This is a genomic window from Kaistella palustris DSM 21579, assembly GCF_000422265.1.
GTDB classification, from domain to species: domain Bacteria; phylum Bacteroidota; class Bacteroidia; order Flavobacteriales; family Weeksellaceae; genus Kaistella; species Kaistella palustris.
Window position 1 is genome coordinate 1 of the sequence record NZ_AULL01000018.1, and the last position, 25,249, is coordinate 25,249.

At 40.5% G+C, this 25,249-nt stretch carries 13 protein-coding genes, 2 tRNA genes and 3 rRNA genes; 14 read left to right on the plus strand and 4 right to left on the minus strand.

Features of this window, described 5'->3' with window-relative positions; translation table 11 throughout:
- The first annotated feature begins 201 nt into the window (after window positions 1-201).
- The 9 genes from H562_RS0108330 (at window position 202) to H562_RS15570 (ending at window position 12,518) form a co-directional block, all read left to right on the plus strand.
- A 16S ribosomal RNA gene (locus H562_RS0108330) occupies window positions 202-1,718 on the plus strand.
- A 226-nt stretch (window positions 1,719-1,944) separates the two neighbouring features.
- Window positions 1,945-2,018 (plus strand) — tRNA-Ile (locus H562_RS0108335).
- 94 nt (window positions 2,019-2,112) lie between these two features.
- Window positions 2,113-2,189, plus strand: a tRNA-Ala gene (locus H562_RS0108340).
- A 485-nt stretch (window positions 2,190-2,674) separates the two neighbouring features.
- Window positions 2,675-5,445 (plus strand): 23S ribosomal RNA (locus H562_RS0108345).
- A 187-nt stretch (window positions 5,446-5,632) separates the two neighbouring features.
- Window positions 5,633-5,740, plus strand: a 5S ribosomal RNA gene (gene rrf / locus H562_RS0108350).
- The 16S, 23S and 5S rRNA genes sit together here with 2 tRNA genes alongside, the layout of an rRNA operon.
- Before the next feature lie 1,165 nt (window positions 5,741-6,905).
- On the plus strand, window positions 6,906-9,644 hold the full coding sequence (locus H562_RS15740) for an ATP-binding protein (protein ID WP_051190452.1): 2,739 nt from the start codon (window positions 6,906-6,908) through the stop codon (window positions 9,642-9,644).
- Between the two features lie 7 nt (window positions 9,645-9,651).
- The gene (locus tag H562_RS0108380) at window positions 9,652-10,029 is read left to right on the plus strand and encodes a response regulator (RefSeq protein ID WP_027377095.1); all 378 of its coding nucleotides are present in this window, start codon (window positions 9,652-9,654) and stop codon (window positions 10,027-10,029) included.
- Window positions 10,026-11,057 carry a response regulator gene (locus H562_RS0108385; protein ID WP_027377096.1) on the plus strand — a complete coding sequence of 344 codons (1,032 nt, stop codon included), beginning with the start codon at window positions 10,026-10,028 and terminating at the stop codon, window positions 11,055-11,057. The genes H562_RS0108380 and H562_RS0108385 overlap by 4 nt, the downstream gene beginning before the upstream one ends.
- Window positions 11,058-11,066: 9 nt before the next feature.
- Entirely contained in the window at window positions 11,067-12,518 is a 1,452-nt protein-coding gene (locus H562_RS15570; RefSeq protein WP_084466352.1) for a YitT family protein, read from the plus strand.
- Window positions 12,519-12,638: 120 nt separating this feature from the next.
- Here H562_RS15570 and H562_RS0108395 read toward each other — a convergent pair whose 3' ends face one another.
- On the minus strand, window positions 12,639-13,010 hold the full coding sequence (locus tag H562_RS0108395; RefSeq protein WP_027377098.1) for a DUF6799 domain-containing protein: 372 nt from the start codon (window positions 13,008-13,010) through the stop codon (window positions 12,639-12,641).
- A gap of 448 nt (window positions 13,011-13,458) precedes the next feature.
- On the opposite strand from H562_RS0108395, the gene H562_RS0108400 reads away from it, so the two are divergent.
- The 4 genes from H562_RS0108400 (at window position 13,459) to H562_RS0108415 (ending at window position 18,648) form a co-directional block, all read left to right on the plus strand.
- Complete coding sequence (locus H562_RS0108400) at window positions 13,459-14,304, plus strand: DUF2911 domain-containing protein (protein ID WP_027377099.1); 846 nt, start codon at window positions 13,459-13,461, stop codon at window positions 14,302-14,304.
- A 90-nt stretch (window positions 14,305-14,394) separates the two neighbouring features.
- On the plus strand, window positions 14,395-14,796 hold the full coding sequence (locus tag H562_RS0108405) for an NUDIX domain-containing protein (RefSeq protein ID WP_027377100.1): 402 nt from the start codon (window positions 14,395-14,397) through the stop codon (window positions 14,794-14,796).
- Window positions 14,793-17,933, plus strand: coding sequence for a DUF3427 domain-containing protein (locus H562_RS0108410; protein ID WP_027377101.1), 3,141 nt, complete (start codon window positions 14,793-14,795; stop codon window positions 17,931-17,933). The genes H562_RS0108405 and H562_RS0108410 overlap by 4 nt, the downstream gene beginning before the upstream one ends.
- 220 nt (window positions 17,934-18,153) lie before the next feature.
- A complete protein-coding gene (locus tag H562_RS0108415) occupies window positions 18,154-18,648 on the plus strand; it encodes a hypothetical protein (protein WP_027377102.1) in 495 nt (164 codons plus the stop codon).
- Here the strand turns inward: H562_RS0108415 and H562_RS0108420 are convergent.
- Together H562_RS0108420 and H562_RS0108430 are read right to left on the minus strand one after the other, a co-directional pair.
- Window positions 18,637-20,325 carry a sodium:solute symporter gene (locus tag H562_RS0108420; RefSeq protein WP_027377103.1) on the minus strand — a complete coding sequence of 563 codons (1,689 nt, stop codon included), beginning with the start codon at window positions 20,323-20,325 and terminating at the stop codon, window positions 18,637-18,639. The genes H562_RS0108415 and H562_RS0108420 overlap by 12 nt on opposite strands.
- 449 nt (window positions 20,326-20,774) lie before the next feature.
- Window positions 20,775-23,201: a PIG-L family deacetylase gene (locus tag H562_RS0108430; protein ID WP_027377104.1), complete on the minus strand. Its 2,427-nt coding sequence runs from the start codon at window positions 23,199-23,201 to the stop codon at window positions 20,775-20,777.
- A 173-nt stretch (window positions 23,202-23,374) separates the two neighbouring features.
- On the opposite strand from H562_RS0108430, the gene H562_RS0108435 reads away from it, so the two are divergent.
- Window positions 23,375-23,647: a DUF6582 domain-containing protein gene (locus H562_RS0108435; protein ID WP_027377105.1), complete on the plus strand. Its 273-nt coding sequence runs from the start codon at window positions 23,375-23,377 to the stop codon at window positions 23,645-23,647.
- A 103-nt stretch (window positions 23,648-23,750) separates the two neighbouring features.
- On the opposite strand, the gene hutH is transcribed toward H562_RS0108435, so the two are convergent.
- Complete coding sequence (gene hutH / locus H562_RS0108440) at window positions 23,751-25,241, minus strand: histidine ammonia-lyase (RefSeq protein ID WP_027377106.1); 1,491 nt, start codon at window positions 25,239-25,241, stop codon at window positions 23,751-23,753.
- Window positions 25,242-25,249 lie beyond the last annotated feature (8 nt).

A 25,249-nucleotide genomic window follows, 5' to 3' on the forward strand; every position in this document is an offset into this window, starting at 1 on the left:
AAAAAAAGTTTTAATTTTTTTCTCAAAACATTTGGTCAATTAAAAAATAGTTTATACTTTTGCACTCGCAATTCGGAACCAACGACAGAAAGAGTTTCCGGGAACAGCGAGAAGAATAGAGATCATTGACATACATATAACAACCAAAAAAGTAAGGAAAGACATAAGCGTCAATAACTTTTAAGTGAGCCAGACAAACATACAATGGAGAGTTTGATCCTGGCTCAGGATGAACGCTAGCGGGAGGCCTAACACATGCAAGCCGAGCGGTATGAGTAGCTTGCTACTCAGAGAGCGGCGTACGGGTGCGTAACACGTGTGCAACCTACCTTTATCAGGGGAATAGCCTTTCGAAAGGAAGATTAATACTCCATAATATATTTGATGGCATCATTAGATATTGAAAACTCCGGTGGATAGAGATGGGCACGCGCAAGATTAGATAGTTGGTGAGGTAACGGCTCACCAAGTCGATGATCTTTAGGGGTCCTGAGAGGGAGATCCCCCACACTGGTACTGAGACACGGACCAGACTCCTACGGGAGGCAGCAGTGAGGAATATTGGACAATGGGTGAGAGCCTGATCCAGCCATCCCGCGTGAAGGATGACGGTCCTATGGATTGTAAACTTCTTTTGTACAGGGATAAACCCAGATACGTGTATCTGGCTGAAGGTACTGTACGAATAAGCACCGGCTAACTCCGTGCCAGCAGCCGCGGTAATACGGAGGGTGCAAGCGTTATCCGGATTTATTGGGTTTAAAGGGTCCGTAGGCGGACCAATAAGTCAGTGGTGAAATCTCATAGCTTAACTATGAAACTGCCATTGATACTGTTGGTCTTGAGTAAATTAGAGGTAGCTGGAATAAGTAGTGTAGCGGTGAAATGCATAGATATTACTTAGAACACCAATTGCGAAGGCAGGTTACCATGATTTAACTGACGCTGAGGGACGAAAGCGTGGGTAGCGAACAGGATTAGATACCCTGGTAGTCCACGCTGTAAACGATGCTAACTCGTTTTTGGAGCGCAAGCTTCAGAGACCAAGCGAAAGTGATAAGTTAGCCACCTGGGGAGTACGTTCGCAAGAATGAAACTCAAAGGAATTGACGGGGGCCCGCACAAGCGGTGGATTATGTGGTTTAATTCGATGATACGCGAGGAACCTTACCAAGACTTAAATGGGAAATGACAGGTTTAGAAATAGACCCTTCTTCGGACATTTTTCAAGGTGCTGCATGGTTGTCGTCAGCTCGTGCCGTGAGGTGTTAGGTTAAGTCCTGCAACGAGCGCAACCCCTGTCACTAGTTGCTAACATTCAGTTGAGGACTCTAGTGAGACTGCCTACGCAAGTAGAGAGGAAGGTGGGGATGACGTCAAATCATCACGGCCCTTACGTCTTGGGCCACACACGTAATACAATGGCCGGTACAGAGGGCAGCTACCACGCGAGTGGATGCGAATCTCGAAAGCCGGTCTCAGTTCGGATTGGAGTCTGCAACTCGACTCTATGAAGCTGGAATCGCTAGTAATCGCGCATCAGCCATGGCGCGGTGAATACGTTCCCGGGCCTTGTACACACCGCCCGTCAAGCCATGGAAGTTTGGGGTACCTGAAGTCGGTGACCGTAAAAGGAGCTGCCTAGGGTAAAACAAGTAACTAGGGCTAAGTCGTAACAAGGTAGCCGTACCGGAAGGTGCGGCTGGAACATCTCATTTTTGAGACTCTTCTGTTAAGAGGAGTATAAACAAACAAAACGATACGCCACGGCGTATCAAGTGCTTACTTAAAAGTTAGCTTAAGTCTTTCTTTACTTCAAGGTTGCTATAATAAAATACACCCACTAGAAATTAGTACAGGGAAGAGATACAAGAGCCAGGAGGCAAGAATCAAGACAGGAAAAGTCTTGTATCTAGCATCTTGAATCTAATAGTCTAAAAAGACAGTCTCGTAGCTCAGCTGGTTAGAGCGCTACACTGATAATGTAGAGGTCGGCAGTTCGAGCCTGCCCGAGACTACTAATAAACTAGACAGGAGACAAAAAGATAAGAGATAATAGACCATTAATAAGTCTCATGTCTCAAATCTAACAATCTCTAAGTCTAAACTAGCGGGGAATTAGCTCAGCTGGCTAGAGCGCCTGCCTTGCACGCAGGAGGTCAAGGGTTCGACTCCCTTATTCTCCACCAGGTTACAGAGATGTAACAAGAACAGAAGATATTTAAAAATATAGGATTTTAACCAGTAGGGGTTAGAGCGTCCCGAACCATCGGGAAGGTCAAGGGTTCGATTCCCTTATTCTCCACAAACTATAGCAATATAGTGAAAACAGTTACAGCAATGTAGCGAAATGCTTCAGAAAAGAAGCCAGAACAGACGATATTTATATTTACAGATTAAGAATAAAGCCACCGAGGCGCAGTAACGGCAGACGGCAGTTACTGAAGCAGGAGCGAGACCTGGATTATTCACATTAATACGACTTTAATTTAAAAGTGACGGAAAGAGCCAAAAACAATTTCTGTTTATTAAAGGAGTAGTAAGAACATTGATCATTGACATTAACGATAAGAACATCACAAAGAGATAACCGAGCACTTTCGAGTGCCGAGTTAATAATAAAACTAGTTCAGCACGGTTGTGCTGAACAAACTGACTTAATAAAAATATTAGGAAAGAAATCGTTAAGGGCGTATGGCGGATGCCTAGGCTTTCAGAGGCGAAGAAGGACGCGGTAAGCTGCGAAAAGCTGCGGGGATCGGCACACACGAATTGATCCGCAGATGTCCGAATGGGGCAACCCGGCTGGTTGAAGACCAGTCACTCTGTATTTATATGGAGAGCAAACCCGGAGAACTGAAACATCTAAGTACCCGGAGGAAAAGAAATCGAAGAGATTCCGTAAGTAGCGGCGAGCGAAAGCGGATTAGCCCAAAAGTCTTTATATGTTTAGAAGAATGTTCTGGAAAGAACAGCCATAGAGGGTGATAGCCCCGTACTTGAAAGGCATACATAGATGATAAATGAGTAGGGCGGGACACGTGAAATCCTGTCTGAATATGGGGGGACCATCCTCCAAGGCTAAATACTCCTGAAAGACCGATAGTGAACAAGTACTGTGAAGGAAAGGTGAAAAGCACTTCGAATAGAAGGGTGAAAGAGAACCTGAAACCGTACGCCTACAAGCGGTCGGAGTCCGCCTTTGGCGGATGACGGCGTGCCTTTTGCATAATGAGCCTACGAGTTAATTTTACTAGCGAGCTTAAGTACTTCAGGTACGGAGGCGCAGCGAAAGCGAGTCTGAATAGGGCGCTATAGTTAGTAGGATTAGACGCGAAACCTTGTGATCTACCCATGGGCAGGTTGAAGCTTTGGTAACACAAAGTGGAGGACCGAACCGGTTGACGTTGAAAAGTCTTCGGATGACTTGTGGGTAGGGGTGAAAGGCCAATCAAACTGGGAGATAGCTCGTACTCCCCGAAATGCATTTAGGTGCAGCGTTGCAATATAGTTTATTAGAGGTAGAGCTACTGATTGGATGCGGGGGTTTCATCGCCTACCAATTCCTGACAAACTCCGAATGCTAATAAATGTTCTGCAGCAGTGAGGGCATGGGTGCTAAGGTCCATGTCCGAGAGGGAAAGAACCCGGACCAACAGCTAAGGTCCCCAAATCTATACTAAGTTGAAATAACGCGGTTGAACTGCATTGACAGCTAGGATGTTGGCTTGGAAGCAGCCATTCATTTAAAGAGTGCGTAACAGCTCACTAGTCGAGCGGTTCGGCATGGATAATAATCGGGCATAAGTATAGTACCGAAGCTATGGATTTATAACTTTTGAGTTATATCTGGTAGGGGAGCATTCTGTTTGCGCCGAAGCTGGAACGTGAGTTCTGGTGGAGCGGACAGAAAAGAAAATGTAGGCATAAGTAACGATAAAGCGGGCGAGAAACCCGCTCACCGAAAGACTAAGGTTTCCTCAGCCATGCTAATCAGCTGAGGGTTAGTCGGGACCTAACGCGAACCCGAAAGGGGAAGTGGATGGACAATGGGTTAATATTCCCATACTTGCTCACACTAAAAAGGGGACGGAGTGCCGTACTTACTGAAGACTGACGGAATAGTCAAGACCTAGCCTTCGGGCGAAGTTGTTGTAGGGAAAGTGCTTCCAAGAAAAGCCGAAGTGAAGCAACCCGTACCAAAACCGACACAGGTAGTCGAGGAGAGAATCCTAAGGTGCTAGAGTGAATCATGGTTAAGGAACTAGGCAAAATAGTCTCGTAACTTCGGAAGAAGGGACGCCAGCAGCAATGCTGGCCTCAGTAAAGAGGCCCAGGCGACTGTTTATCAAAAACACAGGACTCTGCTAAATCGAAAGATAATGTATAGGGTCTGACACCTGCCCGGTGCTGGAAGGTTAAGGAAGGTTGTTAGCAGCAATGCGAAGCAATTAACTGAAGCCCCAGTAAACGGCGGCCGTAACTATAACGGTCCTAAGGTAGCGAAATTCCTTGTCGGGTAAGTTCCGACCTGCACGAATGGTGTAACGATCTGGGCACTGTCTCAACCATGAGCTCTGTGAAATTGTAGTATCGGTGAAGATGCCGATTACCCGCAATGGGACGAAAAGACCCTGTGAACCTTTACTATAACTTCGTATTGACTTTGAATAAACAATGTGTAGGATAGGTGGGAGACTTTGAAGCTGGCACGCTAGTGTCGGTGGAGTCAACGTTGAAATACCACCCTTTGTTTATTTGGAGCCTAACTCGAGCAATCGAGGACACTGCGTGGTGGGTAGTTTGACTGGGGTGGTCGCCTCCAAAAGAGTAACGGAGGCTTTCAAAGGTACCCTCAGCACGCTTGGTAACCGTGCGTAGAGTGTAATGGCATAAGGGTGCTTGACTGTGAGACCTACAAGTCGATCAGGTGCGAAAGCAGGACATAGTGATCCGGTGGTTCCGTATGGAAGGGCCATCGCTCATAGGATAAAAGGTACTCCGGGGATAACAGGCTAGTCTCCCCCAAGAGCTCACATCGACGGGGAGGTTCGGCACCTCGATGTCGGCTCGTCACATCCTGGGGCTGGAGAAGGTCCCAAGGGTTGGGCTGTTCGCCCATTAAAGTGGCACGCGAGCTGGGTTCAGAACGTCGTGAGACAGTTCGGTCTCTATCTATTGCGGGCGTTAGATGTTTGAGAGGGCTTGAATCTAGTACGAGAGGACCGATTTGAACAAACCTCTGGTGTATCAGTTGTTCCGCCAGGAGCACCGCTGAGTAGCTACGTTTGGAAAGGATAAGCACTGAAAGCATATAAGTGCGAAACCTGCCTCAAGATGAGACATCTTTTAAGGGTCGTTGGAGATGACAACGTTGATAGGCTACAGGTGTAAAGGCAGTAATGTCATAGCCGAGTAGTACTAATTACCCGTAGATTTATTGCCTAATACCGGCACAAACCGAAAGTGCATCAAGGTTACCTCTTTGTGAACGTTTTTATCAATTTTTTAAATCAGACAAGAGATTTAAAGACAAAAGATCACAGACTTTAAGTCTATTATCTATCCGTCTATCATCTTAAAGTCTTTTTTAATAACATATACTGTACATCCTTTTGTACAAAACCAACTTTAGGGTGGTTTTAGCAGAGGGGCTCACCTGTTCCCATTCCGAACACAGAAGTTAAGCCCTCTAGCGCCGATGGTACTGCGAAAGCGGAAGAGTAGGTCGCCGCCAGTTTTTTTTAAAGCTCATCAATTTATTTTGATGGGCTTTTTTTTATGCCCGGAACTCAGTACAAAATAAGCGCGAACACAGAAGTTAATACGCCGCGGCGGACAATGGTACTGTCCGCCGCGGCGGAGAAGAGTAGGTCGCCGCCAGTTTTTTTTAAAGCTCATCAATCTATTTTGATGAGCTTTTTTTATGCCCGAAAATCAGTACAAAATAAGCGCGAACACAGAAGTTAATCCGCCGCGGCGGAGAAGAGTAGGTCGCCGCCAGTTTTTTTTAAAGCTCATCAATTTATTTTGATGAGCTTTTTTTATGCCCGGAAATTGCCGGAGTTAAGTGCTCAAACGAAAGAGCCTTGGCTACGAGCCAAGAGCCAAGAGCAAAAAGCAAAGAGCCAACATCCTAGACTCGAAACCCTAAAACAAAAACCACCTTTTACGCACTAGTATCGGCTTGTGTGATAGCTGCAAAAAGGTTTGTCCCATAAGTTTGTTTCCGCCACGGGCAGATTTAAACTCCTCATTTATTTGATAGAGGTTTTTTTTATGCCCGGAAATCGCCGGAGCTAAGTGCCCAGATGAAAGAACCAGGAGCCTAGAGCCAACCTCCAGAAGCTAAGAGCCTGGACTGAGAAATCATAAAAAAGGCCCGTTTTCCATCTACAACCGAACAGCCTTGTAAAACAGCCAGAATGAGCGATGGTGCGCCAACTTACCTAATTTGAAAATTGAGTTCCGAGGTTAAAGCGGAAAGTATTATAACACAGAAGTTGATCGGTAGTGTCGGAGAAAAATCCAGCAATAAAACGCTAAAAATTAAAATACACCGAAGGTTTAAAGCGCGAACCAAGATGTGGTGTAAACAGCCGTGAAACTTAACAATCTTTTATCGTTCATTTATTGAGCGTTGTTAAAAAAGTTAATTAATAAGCCAATCGTTGATGAATCAAAAACATTTTTATCGTACTTTTATAGAATGTTTTTTATTTAAATGCGCTTTACATTTGCAAATTAACATAAAAGTAACTTGTTTTTTATAATTTATGTCCTATAGATTTCGTCCGTAAGTTTAAAGACTTTGTGTAAATCATTTATCCAGAAAACTTAGCGTCATAAAATTTGCGCCAATCCTGCGGGATTTTTTTCTGCTTTCAACCCAGAACCAGAAGCCGATGAAAAACCTTTTATATTTTGTGTTTGCTCTCATTACACCATTATTCTGGGCACAAAGTCTGGAAATCGATCAATTGCGCAGCCAATTAAACCGACATACCCGGCAGGATGTGAACCGTGTCGAAATCTTGAACAAGCTCGCGTTTAATCTTGCGTTAGCACCGGAAGAAAGGGCCAAATTTGCGAATGAGGCAATTAAGATCTCAAATAAAATCGGCGATTTGCCCGGCAAAGCGTTTGCAATTACCTCATTGGCGCTGGTTAAAGGGAGAGATGGATCATTGCAGGAGTATGCGCAACTGATAAGACAGGCTGATAAGATTGCCACTGCTTTGAACTCCGACAGGTTTTCTGCTACCTTATTTATGGTGCGGGGAATGGTCAGCGAGGATCTTCAGCAGAAACTGAAGTTTCTTTTAGTTGCGGAGAAACTGGCCTCAAAATCAAATGACCTGATCTTACAGTCGCGGGCCAATTATATGTTAGCCAATACCTACGTTACCGCCTTCAGCAATTTCGGGAAAGGTATAGATTATAATTTCCGGGCGCTGCATCTTGCCGAGAAAGCCAATGATCCAAAAAGCCTGATCACCTGTTGGGCGAGTTTAGGAAACATTTATAGTGAAATTGGAGACCGGAAAAACGCGATTTTTTACCTTAATAAAGCTGAAGAAGCCAATTCACACTTTAAGGATCTCGGTATTGAATATCTTTTACAGAATTTTATCGGGGAGCATCATCGGATTTCAGGAAATTATCAGCAGGCGATCGGGGCGTATAACAAAGGATTGCGTGTGGGTAAGATCTTGAATATCAACAGTTCCCTTAATGAAAGTAATCTCGCGGATGTTTATACCAGCATGAATGATTTGCCTCATGCCTTCCAATACGCTTTCAGTGCTTTGAAAGGTGCAAAGGAAATCAATGACGTAGGAGGCGAAGAGTGGATTTACAGCATACTTTCGCGGGCCTATTTAAAAAATCATGACACCGACTCGGCTGTTAAATATGCAAAGTTAGGCTTGTCTTCGGCCGAACTGTCGGGCGGTGCAGGAAACGTTCGTGACAATCTGCTCGCGTTGTCAGAAGCCTTTGCTGCAAAAAAAGACTACGAAAAAGCTTATCAAAATTACCAGCTTTATGTAAAAAACCGTGACCTTATTTCGAATGCTGAAGTCCGTAACAGGACTGCGGTTGAACAGTTTACCTATAATGTCGCAAAAAAGCAGGCGCAGATCAAAGTGCTCAGTGTAGAAAAAAGACTTCAGCAAAATTTGCTGCTGGGTGCAGCGGGACTTCTTGTCCTTTTAGGTGTAGTAGCTGTCCTCCTTTTTCATAACAACCGGCAGAAACAGAAAGCGAACAGCCGGCTGGAAGGGCAGCGGAATGAGATCAAGGAAAAAGCAAAAGCACTCTCGGACCAGAAGGACAATGTGGAATTGCTGAATGAGATCGGCCGTAATATAACCTCGTCGCTTTCCATAGAAACAGTGATCGGTACAGTATATAAAAATGTAAACCTGCTGATGGACGCGCGCATTTTTGGGATCGGTATTTATAATCCTGAAAAGCAGAGCATCGAGTTTCCTTCAACCTATAGAAACGGTAAACCCTTACCTTTTTACTCAAACTCTATTCATGACCAAAAACGGTTTGGCGCAGTGTGCTTCAGGGAAAACCGGGAAATAATTTTAAATGATCTGGACCATAAATATAAAGATTACCGGCAGGAATTAGGTGCAGTTGGAGAAGAAGAACAGGCTCAATCGGTTATTTTTCTGCCACTTACGCTGAAAGACAGGAAATTAGGCGTGATCACCGTACAGAGTTTCAGTGATCAACAGTATTCCGAATATCAGTTATTTATGCTACGGAATATTGCCATTTACACGGCAATCGCTTTAGACAATGCCGAATCCTACACCGAATTAAAAGATACAATATCCACTTTAAAACAAACCCAGCGGCAGCTCGTTCAGGCGGAGAAAATGGCGAGTCTGGGAGAACTTACGGCCGGTATTGCCCATGAAATACAGAATCCGCTCAACTTTGTAAATAATTTTTCCGAAGTGAGTGCGGAATTAATTGATGAAATGAATGAGGAGTTGGAGAACGGTGAACTTAGTGAAGCCAAAAAAATTGCGGCGGATGTAAAGGATAATCTTGCAAAGATCAACAACCATGGCAAACGTGCCGATGCGATTGTAAAAGCAATGCTGCAGCACTCACGGAGTTCAAAAGGTATCTTCGAAAGTACAGATATAAACGCCCTTTGCGACGAATATCTGCGCCTGAGTTACCATGGTCTGCGTGCGAAAAATAAAGGTTTTAATGCTACAATTCTTACGGATTTTGATCCCGGCATTGGCAAGGTTTTGATTATTCCGCAGGATTTTGGGCGTGTCATTTTAAATTTGCTGACCAATGCTTTTTATGCAGTTGACGAAAAAGCGAAGACCGCAGACAATACGTACGAACCTACGGTTTCTGTTTCCTCTGCGACGCGGGACGGTAAAATATTTATCGCGGTTTCCGATAATGGAAACGGCATTTCGCCGGAGTTACAGGAAAAGATCTTCCAGCCGTTTTTTACAACCAAACCTTCAGGCAAAGGAACAGGTTTAGGACTCTCCATGAGTTTTGAAATTATTACCAAAGGCCATCACGGTGAACTGAAAGTTAAATCTAAAGAGAACGAGGGTACAACTTTCACCATTATTATTGATTCAAAAAAATAAATGATCCATGAGAATTTTAGTAGTAGATGATGAATCGGATTTACAAAGTCTATTTGAACAGCGTTTCCGCCGGGAAATTAAAAATCATGAAGTGGACCTGGAGTTCGCCTTTTCCGGTGAAGAGGCTTTACAGTACATCAATTCACACGGTCAGGAAGCAGTTTTGATATTGTCGGATATCAACATGCCGGGAATGAGCGGTTTGGAACTGCTGAAAAACATTAAAGAGAATCACAGTCGGGCTGTACCTGTGGTGATGATGGTCACTGCGTATGGCGACGAAAAAAATCATGAACAGGCCCGTCTCTTGGGCGCAGATGATTTCCTGACCAAACCGCTCGATTTCGAAGCTTTAAAACACAAACTGAAAAAATATTTACCATGACCAAAATTTTAGTAGTTGATGATGAGCCCGATCTGGAAATCCTGATCCGTCAGAAATTCCGCCAGAAAATCCGAACACAGTCTTACGACTTTCTTTTTGCGGAAAACGGCAAAGCTGCGCTTGAAAAAATTCAGGCAACACCCGACATTGATCTGCTGCTGTGCGATATCAACATGCCGGTCATGGATGGACTTACGCTGCTCTCGAAAACGGGTGAGCTGTATCCGCTCATCAGAACGGTCATGGTTTCTGCTTATGGCGATATGGAAAATATCAGGACCGCTATGAATTCGGGGGCTTTCGATTTCGTTACGAAACCTGTGGATTTCGATGACCTTGACCGCACTATTGAGAAAACCATCCGACAGGTCATGCAGTTGAAAACGACTTTGAAAGCCATTAAAGAAAATAATATTCTGAAAATGTATGTCGATAAAAATGTACTGAGTTTTATGGAAACGCGCGAGTACGAATCATCACTTACAGCCAATGAAACCATAGAAGCGACAGTGATCTTCATCGATATCTGCGGCTTTACCGCCATCAGCGAAAGCGAAATGCCGGATACTGTGGTAAAACTCCTCAATGATTATTTTGACGTAATGGCTCAGGAAATTATTGCCCAGAACGGGACCATCGATAAATTTATCGGCGACTGCGTGATGGCTGTGTTTACCGGCGATTTTCATCTGGACCGCGCGATCGAGGCAAGTATTTTTATCCGCAACCATTTCAGTAAACTGCCTTCGCAAAAAGACTTTTTACCGTCAGTTTCTATAGGTATCAACTGCGGCGAAATGATTTCAGGAAATATCGGTTCGGCGAAATTGAAAAGGCTCGATTTTACAGTTATCGGTGATACAGTCAATACTGCGCAGCGTTTTCAGAGTGTTGCCGGAGTTGGCCAGATCCTGATTTCTGAAGCCGCTTTTGAACAGGTGAAAGATTCATTTATTTGCCGCCGGATAGGACCGGTCTCACTAAAGAATAAGGCAGGACAGATGACTGTATTTGAAGTGCTCAGCTAAAATGGTGTTATGAATTACGATTTGCTTTATCCCTTTGTGTGCACCACTATCGAAAAAAATATTCCTGCGCACTTTACATACCACGACTTACAGCACACGCTGTCGGTCATCGAAAACGCGATGCAGATCGCTGATGCAGAAGAAATCTCCGAACAGGAGCGGATCCTTTTAAAAACCGCCGCCCTGCTGCACGACGTTGGTTTTATTGAAAATCCACTGAATCATGAAGCCGAAAGCTGCACCTTTGCAAAGAAACATTTGCCACGTTTCGGTTATTCTCACGCGGAAATTGAGCGGATCTGCACAATGATCATGGCGACAAAACTGCCACAATCTCCCACAGATCAGCTTAGTGAGATCCTTTGCGATGCCGATCTTTATTATTTGGGCTCAGGTGATTACGCGGCTTTCTCGGCGCTGCTTTTCTCCGAATTTAAAGCTATGGGCATCATTAAAACCGACGAGCTCTGGCATCAGCGCCAAATCGAGTTTCTGCGTGAGCACCGCTATTTCCGGCGCAGTGTGCAGCAGGAAAGGGACGAACTCAAAAACCGAAACAAGCAGCTTCTGGAAAGAAACAAACCTGCGGCTTCCAAGCGTCTGAAATTTGCCGGACATCTGCACGATTTTCTTTCCGCTTTCTTTGGAATTATTGTCGCAGCTTTTGCATTAAAATCTTTCCTGGTGCCCAATCATTTTTTTGATGGTGGCGTGACCGGCTTATCGCTGCTGATCCATGAGATTTACCACGCCAATTTAGCCGTGACTATTTTACTTCTCAATCTGCCTTTGGTTATGTTGAGTTTTTTCACGGTGAGCAGAAACTTTGCGGTAAAGATGTTGTTCAGCGTTATTTTTCTTGGACTTTCATTATGGTTGCTCCCTACATTTAATATCACGCATGATAAGCTGATCGTGGCCGTTTTCGGCGGTGCTTTTCTGGGTATTGGCGTCGGTTTGGTGATGCGTGCCGGTGCGGCGCTTGACGGCATCGAAGTCTTAGCGCTGTATACACTGAAAAAAACCTCATTTACCATAACAGAAATTATCCTGGGACTGAATATTTTGATTTTCAGCGTGGCGGCTTTTAAATTTGGAGTCGAAACTTCGCTTTATTCCGTGCTTACGTATTTTTCGGCCACCCGCGCGATCGATTATGTGGTGGAAGGAATCCAGGCGTACACCGGCGTGACCATTATTTCAGCAAAAAGCGAGGAAATCAAATACAGCCTTGTGAACACGCTGGGGCGCGGCATCACCGTCTATAAAGGTGAGCGCGGCTTTCTGCCCGGGAAATTCGATGTAAGTGTAGACTGCGATATTATCTATACCGTGATTACACGTCTGGAACTGCGCAAACTTAAAAATGTGGTTTACAGTATTGATCCCATAGCTTTTGTTTTCGCAAACACCATCCGCGAAGCGGCGGGCGGTATCTTGAAAAGACGCGCGAAACATTAGTGATGTTCACACCAACGCATTCAGTAAGTTCAGCTTTAGAAAAGAACACGGTAAAACAGGCAATGGTAATACTGCCTGTTTTAAATATAGGGAAATGCAGAAATTATACTTTTAATCCGCTTATCTGGAATTACCGGAGGCGCCATTCTTACTTATATCGCCATTATTATTGATCATCATTCCCTCAGTCATCTTGGTAACGGTGCCATCACGGTGAATAATTCTCCCGTCAGCCTTTAATTTATCGCCATTTTCGAAGGTGATATCTTCTTTTAATGGCGTCATATTTCCATCGGAAACAGTGTATAGACTTCCGTTTCGCATAAGAACGCCACGGCCGGCTTCCGTACCTGTCGGCGTTGGAGACATCATTATTTCCCTATTTGGAGCGGGCGGCGGCGGTGATGGAGCGGGTGAACCCAACAGCGCGCTGTGACTGTTGCAACTGCTCATAGCTACAACTGCAATAATTGCAATTACTGATTTTTTCATCGTGTTTAAATTTAATTGGTAATGCTAAATTAGTTAAAATATTAAACCAAAAATATATTTAAATGCAAATTAATTCAGTACGAATAAGTGATTTGTAAAAAGTTCGGCGTCATTAATTAAAAGTCTCATCTAAATTAGACATCGACTTTTAAATTAAAGATAAAACTGTGCGTACTTAAACGCCTCATGTTCATGCTAAATTTGTGGAAAGTCCCGGTTGTTCAACATGTCATTTTGTTGCCTGAAATTCACTTTTTACTTTTGGCTGTTAGTATAAGTCAGACGGATCGCTGTGCTTTATTTGGAGTTTATGAAAGGCTGAACCAGATTTGCGGAATTTAAAAATATGGGCAGATAAAAACGCCCATTTTAATTCTCATGAGTGTAGCGCTTCATATTTTGCTTAAATTTAAGGATTATAAATTCTTTACAGAAAAAATTCAATTTTATGAAAAAAGTATTTTACGCAATTTTATTTGCAGGAACCTGCACTTTGGCAAATGCTCAGGTTAGAACGCCTGCTGCCAGTCCCGCAGCAACGGTGAAACAGACAATCGGACTTTCGGAGATCACGGTGGAATATTCACGACCGTCCGCCAATGGCCGCAGGATTTACGGCGAACTTGTTCCCATGGACAAACTGTGGCGAACGGGCGCAAATGGTTCTACAGATATAACTTTTGCGGATGACACCAGTTTTAACGGAGTTCCGGTTCCGGCAGGGAAATATGCGTTGTACACCGTTCCTTCTGCTGACGAGTGGGAAGTGGTTCTTTATAAAGATACGGAACAGTGGGGTGCACCGAAAGAATTGAAAGCAGATCAGATCATCGCCAAAACAAAAGTAAAAGCGGAGAAAAATCCTTTGTTTGTAGAAACATTTTCAATTGATTTCAATGACCTTAAAAGTGACAAAGCCAATCTGGTCATCAGTTGGGAAAATACGATGGTAAAAGTTCCGATTGTGATTGATTCTAAGAAGCAGGTTTTGGAATCAATCACGAAAACCCTCTCCTCCAAAGAAGCGAAAGCTTCAGATTACAATCAGGCCGCGGGTTATTATCTTCAGCAGAATATGGACCTGAAAAAAGCCCTGGAATACGCAACCAAAGCTAATGAAATGCAGCCTGACGTCTATTATATGCTAAAGCAGAAGGCCGAGATCCAGGCCGCAAACGGCATGAAAAAGGAAGCCATCGCCACCGCAAAGAAATCTCTGGAGCTGGCCACGAAAGAAGGTAACGATGATTATGTGAAAATGAATGCAGATAATATTGCGAAGTGGAGTAAATAATAAACCCACTTTGAAGAATTAGATTAGAGACATTATTTTTTTAATGTCTCTTTTCATTAATAATTACTTATAATTTGACCATACCTTAAAATGTCGCAAAAGAAATTAATTAACGTTACATGTGCAATCATAATAATTGATGAAAAAATTCTTGTAACGCAAAGAAGTCAAAAAATGAAACTGCCTTTAAAATGGGAGTTTCCAGGGGGGAAATTAGAAGAAAATGAAACTGAAGAAGAGTGTATTATCCGAGAGATTTTAGAAGAAATTAATATAGAAATCGAAATAGTTAAAAGATTATCTGATAGTGTCTTTGATTACGGAAACTTTAAAATTAATTTAATTCCCTTCATTGCAAATTATAAAAAAGGAGAGATCAAACTTTTGGAACATAAAAGTTATAAGTTGTTAAATAAAATAGAATTAGTAAATTTAGATTGGGCAGAAGCAGATTTGCCAATTGTTGAAGAATTATTAAAATTTGATTTATGAATCAAGGACTTTACGAAGAATTAGTAACTAAACTTATAACCTTTAAGCTAAACGAGTTAGACAAAAAAACTTTTCAAGTCAAAACAACGTCGATTGATAAAGCAGAAGCAGCACAAATATTATCTGAACATATCGGAAAAACAATCAGACATGCATTCAGTTTGATAAAAGGAGATAATGTATTAGAAAATCAAATTGAAATTGCTAACAAAATTATTTTATTTCTAAAAGATGAATTAAAAAAGGAGGAGTTTACGGATGATTTAATTGAAACAGAAGGGAAAATACTAAAAGCGGTATTTACTAAAGTCGATGCTCATTTTACCGATTTAGATTTACATCTCAAAGAAATAACTCCTTATACGAGATTAATTCACAGTGAACTTTTTACCGGTGGAAATTCTGGGACTACTCTTGAAAGTGAACTTAGAAAAGAGATTTTATCTTCTGATAAAGTTGATTTGTTAGTTTCTTTTATTAAATGGAAAGGAATTAGAATATTAGAAAGAGAGTTGCGTGAATTTACCAGTCGCGGAGGAAAATTGAGAGTAATTACAACAACTTATGTTGGAGCAACTGATGCTAAAGCTATCGAATTATTATCTGAATTAGAAAATACAGAAATTAGGATTTCTTATAATACAGGAAATGAAAGACTGCATGCGAAAGCCTACTTATTTCAAAGAAATACTGGATTTCATACTGGTTATATTGGTTCTTCAAATTTTTCTCGTTCCGCACTAACTGATGGATTAGAATGGAATTTAAAAATCACAACAAAAGAAGTTGGTCATATCATAGATAAGTTTAAAAAGACTTTTGAAGCTTATTGGCAAAATCCAGAGTTTGAATTATACGATATCGATAAACATCGTGAGAAGTTAATAACTTCTTTAAGAGAAGGAAAATTTTCAAAAGATTACACACCCAACACCAATTACTTTGATTTAAAACCTTTTCATTATCAAGAAGAAATTTTAGAAAAACTCGAGGTTGAAAGAACTATTCACGATAGATATAAAAATTTAATTGTAGCAGCGACCGGAACAGGTAAAACAGTTATTTCAGCATTTGATTACAAAAATTTTAGAGGAAAAAATAAATCATCTAAATTGCTTTTCGTTGCTCATAGAAAGGAGATTTTACAGCAGGCATTAGCAACATTTCAAGGCGTTTTAAAAGACAATAATTTTGGGGAATTGTGGGTGGATGGAATTGAACCCAGAAGTAATGAATATTTATTTGCATCAGTTCAAACTTTAAATAATAGATTGAAGGATATTAATTTATCTTGTGATTATTTCGATTATATCGTGATTGATGAAGTACATCACATAGAAGCTAAAACCTATCGGCCGATCTTAGCGTACTTTTCGCCAAAAGTTTTAGTTGGTTTAACTGCTACTCCAGAACGGATGGATGGAGCTGACATTTTGAAAGATTTTAGCAATAGGATTGCTGCTGAAATTAGGTTACCAGAAGCTTTAAATAAAAAAATATTAAGTCCGTTTCAGTATTTTGGAATTACGGATAGTGTTGATTTAACGAATGTAAAGTGGCAAAATGGTAGATACGCTCCAAGTGAACTTACCAATTTATACACACATAGTGACAGACGGGTTCGCGAGATCATTTCGAATCTTAGAAAATATGTAAATGATATTAATGATGTTCGAGCTATCGGTTTTTGTGTTACAATTGAGCACGCAAAATTTATGTCTGAGAAATTTTCTTTAGCTGGCTTTAAGGCAAATTATTTAACGAGTGAAAACAATAAAGAAAGAGAAGTAATTAGGAATCAATTAAAGAATCAAGAAATCAATTATTTATTTGTAGTTGACATTTTTAATGAAGGTGTAGATATTCCAGAAATAGATACGGTTCTTTTTTTAAGACCCACAGAAAGTTTGACGGTCTTTTTACAGCAATTAGGTCGCGGGTTAAGATTGTCAGAGGGTAAAGATTGTTTAACCGTTTTAGATTTTGTTGGAAATGCTCGTCCAGAATATGATTTTGAAAATAAGTTTAGAGCTTTAATTGGAAAAACGACTACTTCTGTTTACAAAGAAATCGAAGATGATTTTCCTCATTTGCCTTTAGGTTGTTCCATAGTTTTAGAGAAGAAAACTAAAGAAACTATTCTTGCAAACATCAAAAAAGCAATGTCGTTGAATGTGAATCAATTGATTACTAAAATTATTAACTTTAAACATCAAACAACATTACCATTAACGCTAAATAACTTCATGAAATTAAATACAATTTCACTGGAATCTATTTACAAGAAAGATAGTTGGTCAAGATTATGTCAACGTGCAGGAGTTATCGATGATTTTGATAGCGTAAATGAAAAGCAAATTTATTCAGCAATAAAAAATAAGTGGTTTTCAACAAATTCTATTAGTTATTTCGAATTTATTTTAGGTCTTGCAAAAAAGGATTTTAAAATTGATATAAAAGATTTTTCAGAAAATGAATTATCGATGCTTTTAATGCTGCATTATGATGTTTGGCAAAATGCTGCAGGATTTAATTCTTTAGAAGAAAGCATAAATCAAATAGGTAAAAATAAAATTTTGGTCAATGAAATTATTGAAGTTTTAGAAATTTTAATTGATAGAATTGATTTTAAAGAAATTGACATTCAGCTACCATATGATCAGCCATTAAAAGTTCATGCACGATATACCAGAGATCAAATACTAGCTGCTTTTAAATTGAGCACCTTCGAGAAGAAATCTCCAAGCAGAGAAGGAGTTGCCGAAAACAGTAACCTGAACACAGAACTTCTGTTTATAAACTTAATAAAATCCGAAGAGGATTTTTCTCCAAGTACGATGTATGACGATTATGCAATTAGTGAAACGTTATTTCATTGGCAAAGTCAGAATTCCACCCGACCTGATTTAGGAAAGGGTTTGACTTATATTAATCATCAAATAATTAATAAAAAAATATTAATGTTTGTAAGAGAAAAAGCAAAAGATGAAAACGGGAATACAATGGGATACGTCTTTATAGGTGAAGCAAAATTTAAAGAAAATGAAGGGGAGAAACCAATGAATATTAAATGGGAACTGCATGAGCCCATTCCAAATTATCTTTGGAAAGAATCTGCGAAAATGTCTGTTGGATAAACTATAAATATTTAATCTGACGATCTAAATATCACGGTTGAAGGTAGAATAAATGTTACAATAGGCACCGAAGTTGGATTGGTTCTTTGTTAAGTATGAGGGAAAACCACATTGAGGAGTTCAAGCGAAAATTACAACGCAAAAAAACATATTCCTAATTGTGTAAAAGTTCATAAAACCCGGCCGAAATATTTAAATTTGAAAATCAAAACATTTCGTGATGAACGAGTTAGCCGTTTTTTTACTCCGTGATATTAATAATGCTCACAGATTACACGAGGATTATGAAGAAGAAACAGAGCACACTCTTGAGGTCTATTTCGAAGAACTGGAGAATTACCTTAATGGCAGCGATTCTGGGCCAACCTTTAGCGATCACTGTGGTATAGAATCTCAATATTTTCCACCTGCAGACTTTTTTTCTGTAAATGAATTAGAATTGATCTGCGAAGCATTTGATAAAATGATGCTTACCTACAATCTCACCATCGATTATCCGGAAAATGTTCCTGTATCATTTCTTTATGGGGTAATGGTTAAAACATTAGATGCGCAGACATCACTTACAGGGCAAGGTATGGTACATTTCGATTATTGTTCCGGGTTTGCACCAGATTGCGTCTGGAAAGAGTTTTGTCCCTGCCTGGAAGTTTGGAATCGGGAAGATGACACTTCGGATGTTGATCTATGGGATCAGGATGAATTACCTTTTTAGCTTCGAATATCTGACGGCATTTCTATTTTTAAAGGTCGCCTGCAACAAACTCCCACTCCCAATCATCAACAAACACCCAATCGGATTCAGCCACAGAAACTCCAGTTGAATAATCTCTTTTACATCTAAAAAATAAAGCAAAATTACCACAGGTTCAACAATCAGAATACTCCACATGGTTGCTTTGCCGCCGATTTTTGGAAAGAGAAAGGCAATTGCAAATACGCCGAGAATTACGCCATAAAATAAGGAGCCAATAATATTAACGGCCTGAATTAAGTTTTCAAATAAACTCGCATTCACCGCAAAGAAAATGGCGACCATTCCCCACATCAGCGTGAAAAGTCTGGAAGCGTTTAGGTATTTTTTCTCTGAAATATCGGGTGCGAAATTTCGCTTGTAAATATCTACGACCGTAGTTGTAGCCAAAGCATTCAGTTCGGAAGACGTAGAACTCATGGCGGCAGATAGAATTACCGCGATCAATAATCCGACAATTCCGGTGGGTAAATAATTGAGGATATAATAAATGAAAACATAATCCTTGTCATTCGATTCGATTTCCGGAGCGACTTTATTAATTAACTTTTTAACATCTTCTCTGATGACCACTTCTTTTGCCTGCAGCTCCTTCAACTCCGACATTGTTTTTTCGGAATGATCGGTTTTCCAGGCGATAATTTTTTCTTTTTTCTCTTCGTGAAGTTGATCAAAATCAGCATTTAAGATTTTGTATTCTGTATTATTTTTAAGTGTTTGAGAAAGTGGATTGAAATTTAAAGGCGTCTTTTCAAACTGAAAGAAAACGAAAACCATTACACCGATAAAGAGGATGAAGAATTGCATCGGGATTTTGAATAAGCCATTAAAAAGCAAACCCAATCGCGCTTCCTTCAAACTTTTCCCGGTCAAATATCTTTGCACCTGACTTTGATCGGTCCCGAAATAACTTAAAAACAAAAACGTTCCACCCAAAAATGCAGACCAAATATTGTAGCGGTTATTCAAATTAAATTCAAAACTCACCGGATTGAGTTTCCCCATTTTTCCCGAGTAGAGGAGTGCATCATTTAAATCTAAAGGTAATTTTTGCACGATGAGAAAAAAGGCCAAAAACATCCCAATGAAGATCACAAACATCTGTTGTTTCTGTGTCTGACTCACCGCTTCCGTGCCGCCAATCAAAGTATAAAAAACAACCAAACTGCCGATGACAATGTTCGTCCACATTAAATTCCAACCCAAGATGGTAGATAGAATAATCGCCGGTGCGAAAATCGTAATTCCTGCTGCCAAACCTCTTTGAATTAAAAAAAGAATCGCTGTTAAAATTCTGGTAGAAAGTCCAAAGCGTTTTTCTAAATATTCATACGCGGTTAAAACGTTCATTTTGAAAAATTTCGGAAGTACCCAAACGCAGAGAATCACCATCGCAATTGGCAATCCAAAATAAAATTGCACGAATCCCAAACCGTCGTGATAGGCTTGTCCGGGCGTTGATAAAAAAGTAATCGCACTGGCTTGAGTCGCCATAATGCTTAAACCAACCATCCACCAGGGATTGGTTTTTCCGCCCAAAAAGGACGCAGAAGTCTTTACTTTTTTGGATTTATAAATCCCGTAAATAACGATAAATAATAACACGAAAATGAGAACCGCCCAATCTAAATTCTTCATTTATAATAGTTTTGAAAGAGTAACATCGCCACAATCATCAAAACTGTAATGACTAAAAGAGAGGTGTAAAGCATTTTCCAATTCGTATTTTTTTCTTGATTCATATTTTTTTACATCACATTTATTTCTAATTCTTTGGCGCACAGATTTCACAGATTTTCACGGATGATGAATTTGTTTTTTTATTTGGGCGCCTTAATCCGCCTTCCCGCTCCCAATCTTTTTTGCTCCTCGTTCCTCGTTACAAAAAAGGATTTCCGCTCAAATCGGGGCGCAGATTTCCGCTTTTTAAGTAGGTTTTTTGTCATTCCGAAGGAATCTCATCTATTGAAAATTCTCCTGTAGAGATTCCTACGGAATGACAAACTGTATGGTAAATAATCTTTGTTAAGCGTTAGAAAACAGAAGTATTAAAAATTTCTATCATATTTTCAACTATCAACTATCAACTATTTGAGCGCCAAGATATTCATAAATAATTTATACGCTCCCGGAACGCCCGCCGGTAATTCTCTGAAGAACGATAATCCCGTATAAACATAAGTTCCTTTTCCGTACTTTCCGGCCAGCAAAATTCCTTTCTGTGGCGATTCTCCTGTATCATTTCCTTCTAAAAGTGGAATTAAATTTTGATCATAAGAATCGGCGAAGTACAATCCTCTTTCCTGAACCCAATTCTTAAAATCGTCTTCATAAATTTTATTGAGCGTATTAAAAACCGGACTGTTTGGAACCAAAAATTTCATTTTTGCATCTTCTTCAGAAATTCTGTTGGGTCCTAATTTTAACTGGAAAGGTGCAATTTCTTCCGTCAATAAACCGCGGTTAACATTGTATTGATTAATCACCAAACCACCGTTTTCGACAAATTTCCAAAGATCTTTATTGATCAAAGCCATTTCCGGTTGCGTATTATAAATTCTGATTCCTAAAATTAAAACATCATAATTTTTTAGTAGTGATGGATTCCAGTTTTTGAGATCCAATTCATCCACCTGCAAACCGATCGCTCTTAATGAAGAAGGGATTTCGTCGCCAGAACCTTTCAAATAAGCAATCTTAACATTTGGGATTTTTAAATCTAAATTTTGAACTTTTGCCTGTGCATTTCTAAGCCAAATCTGTCGGTCGATATGCGGATAATCGACCACATTTAAAGATTGATTATCAATTTTTCCGTTAGATTCAATGATGGCGCTTAAATTAGAATTTGCGTTTTTTGAAATTGTTTCAACCGTAAATACTACTTTTTTCTTTTCACCAATTTCTTTGAAATCAATTGTTTGTGGCGCAGATATTTTCCAGTCTTTACTTGCTTTTAAGGAAACTTTCGCTGAAGAATTTGCGACGAAACTTTCCACTTCTACCGCTATTTGTTTGGGTTGATTGCTGAAAATAAAGTTTTCCTGATCGAAATTGGCCACAAAAGCAGGAACCGTATAAAAAGGTTCGTAACGTTCACCAATAGAAGGATTCACTGTTTTTTGCTTTAATGGAATATCGTAATCAATTTTTGTAGACCCAAAATTAATTGTAATTGATTTTTTAATCGGATTCAAAATTTCAGGTTGTCCAATTTCTTCCGGATTATTTACGACGTACAAATTGTTTTTCGGAGTTTCTTGTAGCCAATAAGGATTCGATAATTTAGGATCATCGATCTTTAATTTCTCGGTTGCTTTAAAAGATTCGTTGGCTAAAATTTCTTTGTCAGTACTTCCGGAAATAGAAATATTTATATTTGCATTACTTCGATTGGCGATTTCAAGTTGAGTCGTAATTTCTTGGTTTAATGTTCCGAAACCTTTTGGTGTCGTCCATTCAAAATAAATTCCCTGCGTTTTTAAAATCAAATCTTTGACTTGCTTTAATTTTAAATCATCGGCATTATTTTTTTTCAAAAGGTCATAAACCTGAAGTAGATTATTTAGTGAAAGTTGCGGATTGCTATAATTAAATTCAGAAACAGTTTTATCCATTTGAGTTTTAAGAGTTCCGCTTTCTGAGGACAGTTTTATTCCTTCAAAAATATCATTTGATTTTGGTTTGTCGCCTTTTAGAAATTTTAAATATTCAATATCAGAACCTCTTTCCAGCGCCATCCCAAAACCTTGGCAAGCGTGTTTGCTTCTCGATTTTGATGAAATTTCATTATTAGAAGTTCCAAGCGTCTTATAATAAGTTCCAACATTGATTGAGTATAAATCGCTTTTGTCTGCTTTGTCAAAGTTTTCTTTGCTGCCGTAAAACCACCAACTGGTATTGTAAAATAGTCGTTTCGGTTTCCAAACTTTTACAGACTTCAACTGTTCCGGAAAAGCAGTTGGATCTCCGGCTAAATCAAATGCTTCCATGGCTAAAAGTGCAGAAGCCGTATGATGTCCGTGAGTTTCTCCATTTGAATTTGGATCAAAACGGGTAATGATAATTTCTGGTTTATTTTTCCGAATTGCCCAAACGACGTCGCCCAGAATTTTTTGTTTATCCCAAAACTTCAATGTTTCTGTAGCCGTTTTAGAATAGCCAAAATCCAAAGCTCGCGTAAACCATTGTCTTCCTTTATCGACTTTTCGTGCTTCCAAAAGTTCTTGAGTTCGGAGCAATCCTAATAATTCTCCTTTTTCGGTTCCGATTAAATTTTGTCCGCCATCGCCACGAGTTAATGAAAGATAAACTGCATCAACATGTTTTTCATGAGTGAGCCAGGAAATAATTCTGGTGTTTTCATCATCCGGATGTGCCGCCAAATACATGACGGTGGTATTATTTTGCAGACGAAGCAAATCATCATAAATTTCGGAAGAGGTTACCGCAACAGATTGTGCGGAAAAGAAAAGCGACATTAAAAGTGCCGTGGCAGAAAAAATTTTAAACATTCGCTAAGATAAAAAGTAAAAATGTAATTGCCGATGAATTTACGGGGAAGCTTTTAAATTACAGAAAAAGTCGCGGTTTCATTTCTTAAAAAGTCACCTGGAACGCTGTGATCCACGCAATTTTCCTGCTGCCGGTTTCGGCATGGTTTAAATTTTGCTGTTTTCAAATTATTATGGAAACAACCTGGAAACCCCACGAAGAACACGGCAAACTGTCAACTGCCGAGAAAAATGATCTGCCGGAAAGTGTTTTTGCCTTTCCGAAGCAGAAAAAGGAACCGATGACCGATGCTTCGCATGTGAGAAACGCCATGGCGCGTTTTGACCAGGTGAAAGGTGTATCGGATGACGACCGCGATCAGGCCTTCGCCAATATTAAAAAAGCGGCGAAGCATTACGATGTCGAGATGACTGAAAAAAGCTGGAAAGAATTCGGAAAAAAATAAATCCGCCTTTCAGCTTTGAATGAAATTAAAATCTGTGGATGGCGATCAAACCGACCGGTCTACAGATTTTTTATTTTAAGAACTTCAATTATCAGAAGTATTTTTATGCTACTGTAAACTTGCGCTCGCGAATCAGTTCCGCGATTGCCAGCATATCTTCGCCGATCATGCGGTCATTTTCCAGTTTTTCTACTTTTGTTCTTATCAAACCGTACGCATCTTCTACAAATTTCCCGCATTTTGCCGGTCTCCGAAACTCTAAACCTTGCGCGCCAAACATCAGTTCCACGGAAAGAATATTTTCCAGATTCCCCAAAACCTGATTGAATTTCCTTCCTGAAATACTGCCCATCGATACATGATCTTCCTGACCTAAACTCGTGGGAATAGAATCCGCCGATGCCGGAAAACACAGCGTTTTATTTTCTGTTACTAAAGCTGCAGCCGTGTATTGCGGGATCATAAAGCCGGAATTTAAACCTGAACTTTCCGTCAGTAATCTTGGCAGGCCATATTTTCCTTCCAGTAAAAGATAGCTTCTCCGGTCGGAAATGTTCCCAAGCTCAGCCGCCGCAAGTGCGCAGTAATCCAAAGGTAACGCCAATAACTGTCCGTGGAAATTTCCGCCGGATATCGATTCTTCGGCACTCAGCACGATCGGATTGTCGGTAACTGAATTGATTTCAGTTTCTGTCAGGTTTTTTAAATGTTCAAAAGCATTCCGGCTCGCACCGTGAACCTGCGGCACGCACCGCATGGAGTAGGGATCCTGCACGCGGTCACAGAATTCGTGTGCGTGAAGATTTTCAGAATCCTGTAGAAATTTCCGCATTCTGGCGGCGACTTTTTTGCTACCGTCAAAAGGACGGATATCATGCAGTTCTTTTTTAAACGGACTTGCCGATCCGCGGTACGCTTCCAGACTCAAAGCTGCGGTAAGGTCCGCCAGATCGAGTAAATATTCGAATTTATCCGCGCCCAAAATGGCGTGCGCTAAAATAAACTGTGTTCCGTTGATCAACCCCAAACCTTCTTTGGGACCCAACTTTAAAGGTTCCAGACCATGTTGCTGTAAAACTTCGGCCGCTGCAAAGATTTCCGTTCCCTGCCAGACTTTTCCCAGGCCTAAAAGCGGCAACACCAAATGTGCCAGTGGTGCCAGATCGCCGGAAGCACCTACCGATCCCTGCTCAGGAACTACGGGAATGATATCTTTTTCGAGCATCAGGATCAGCCGTTCGATCACTGTAAGTGAAACCCCCGAAAAACCTTTTGAGATCGCGTGGATCTTGGTGATCATCATCACTTTTGAAAGGTCTTTTGCAATGGGTTTTCCCACGCCTACGGCATGTGAAATTATTAGATTGTGCTGCAATAGGGCAGTTTCCTCTTCAGAAATCTTCACGTCGCACAGCGGGCCGAAACCTGTATTGATACCGTAAACCGTGCGATCCGATTCCACGATCTGCCGTACATTCTGTTCAGATTTCCTGATTTTATCTTTTGCTTCTGCGTTGAGTTCTGCTTTTTTTGGATCTTTCAAAACTGCCAGTACATCAGCGATCGTGAAAGTATCTACACCGTAAATTTTCATTAAAAAAG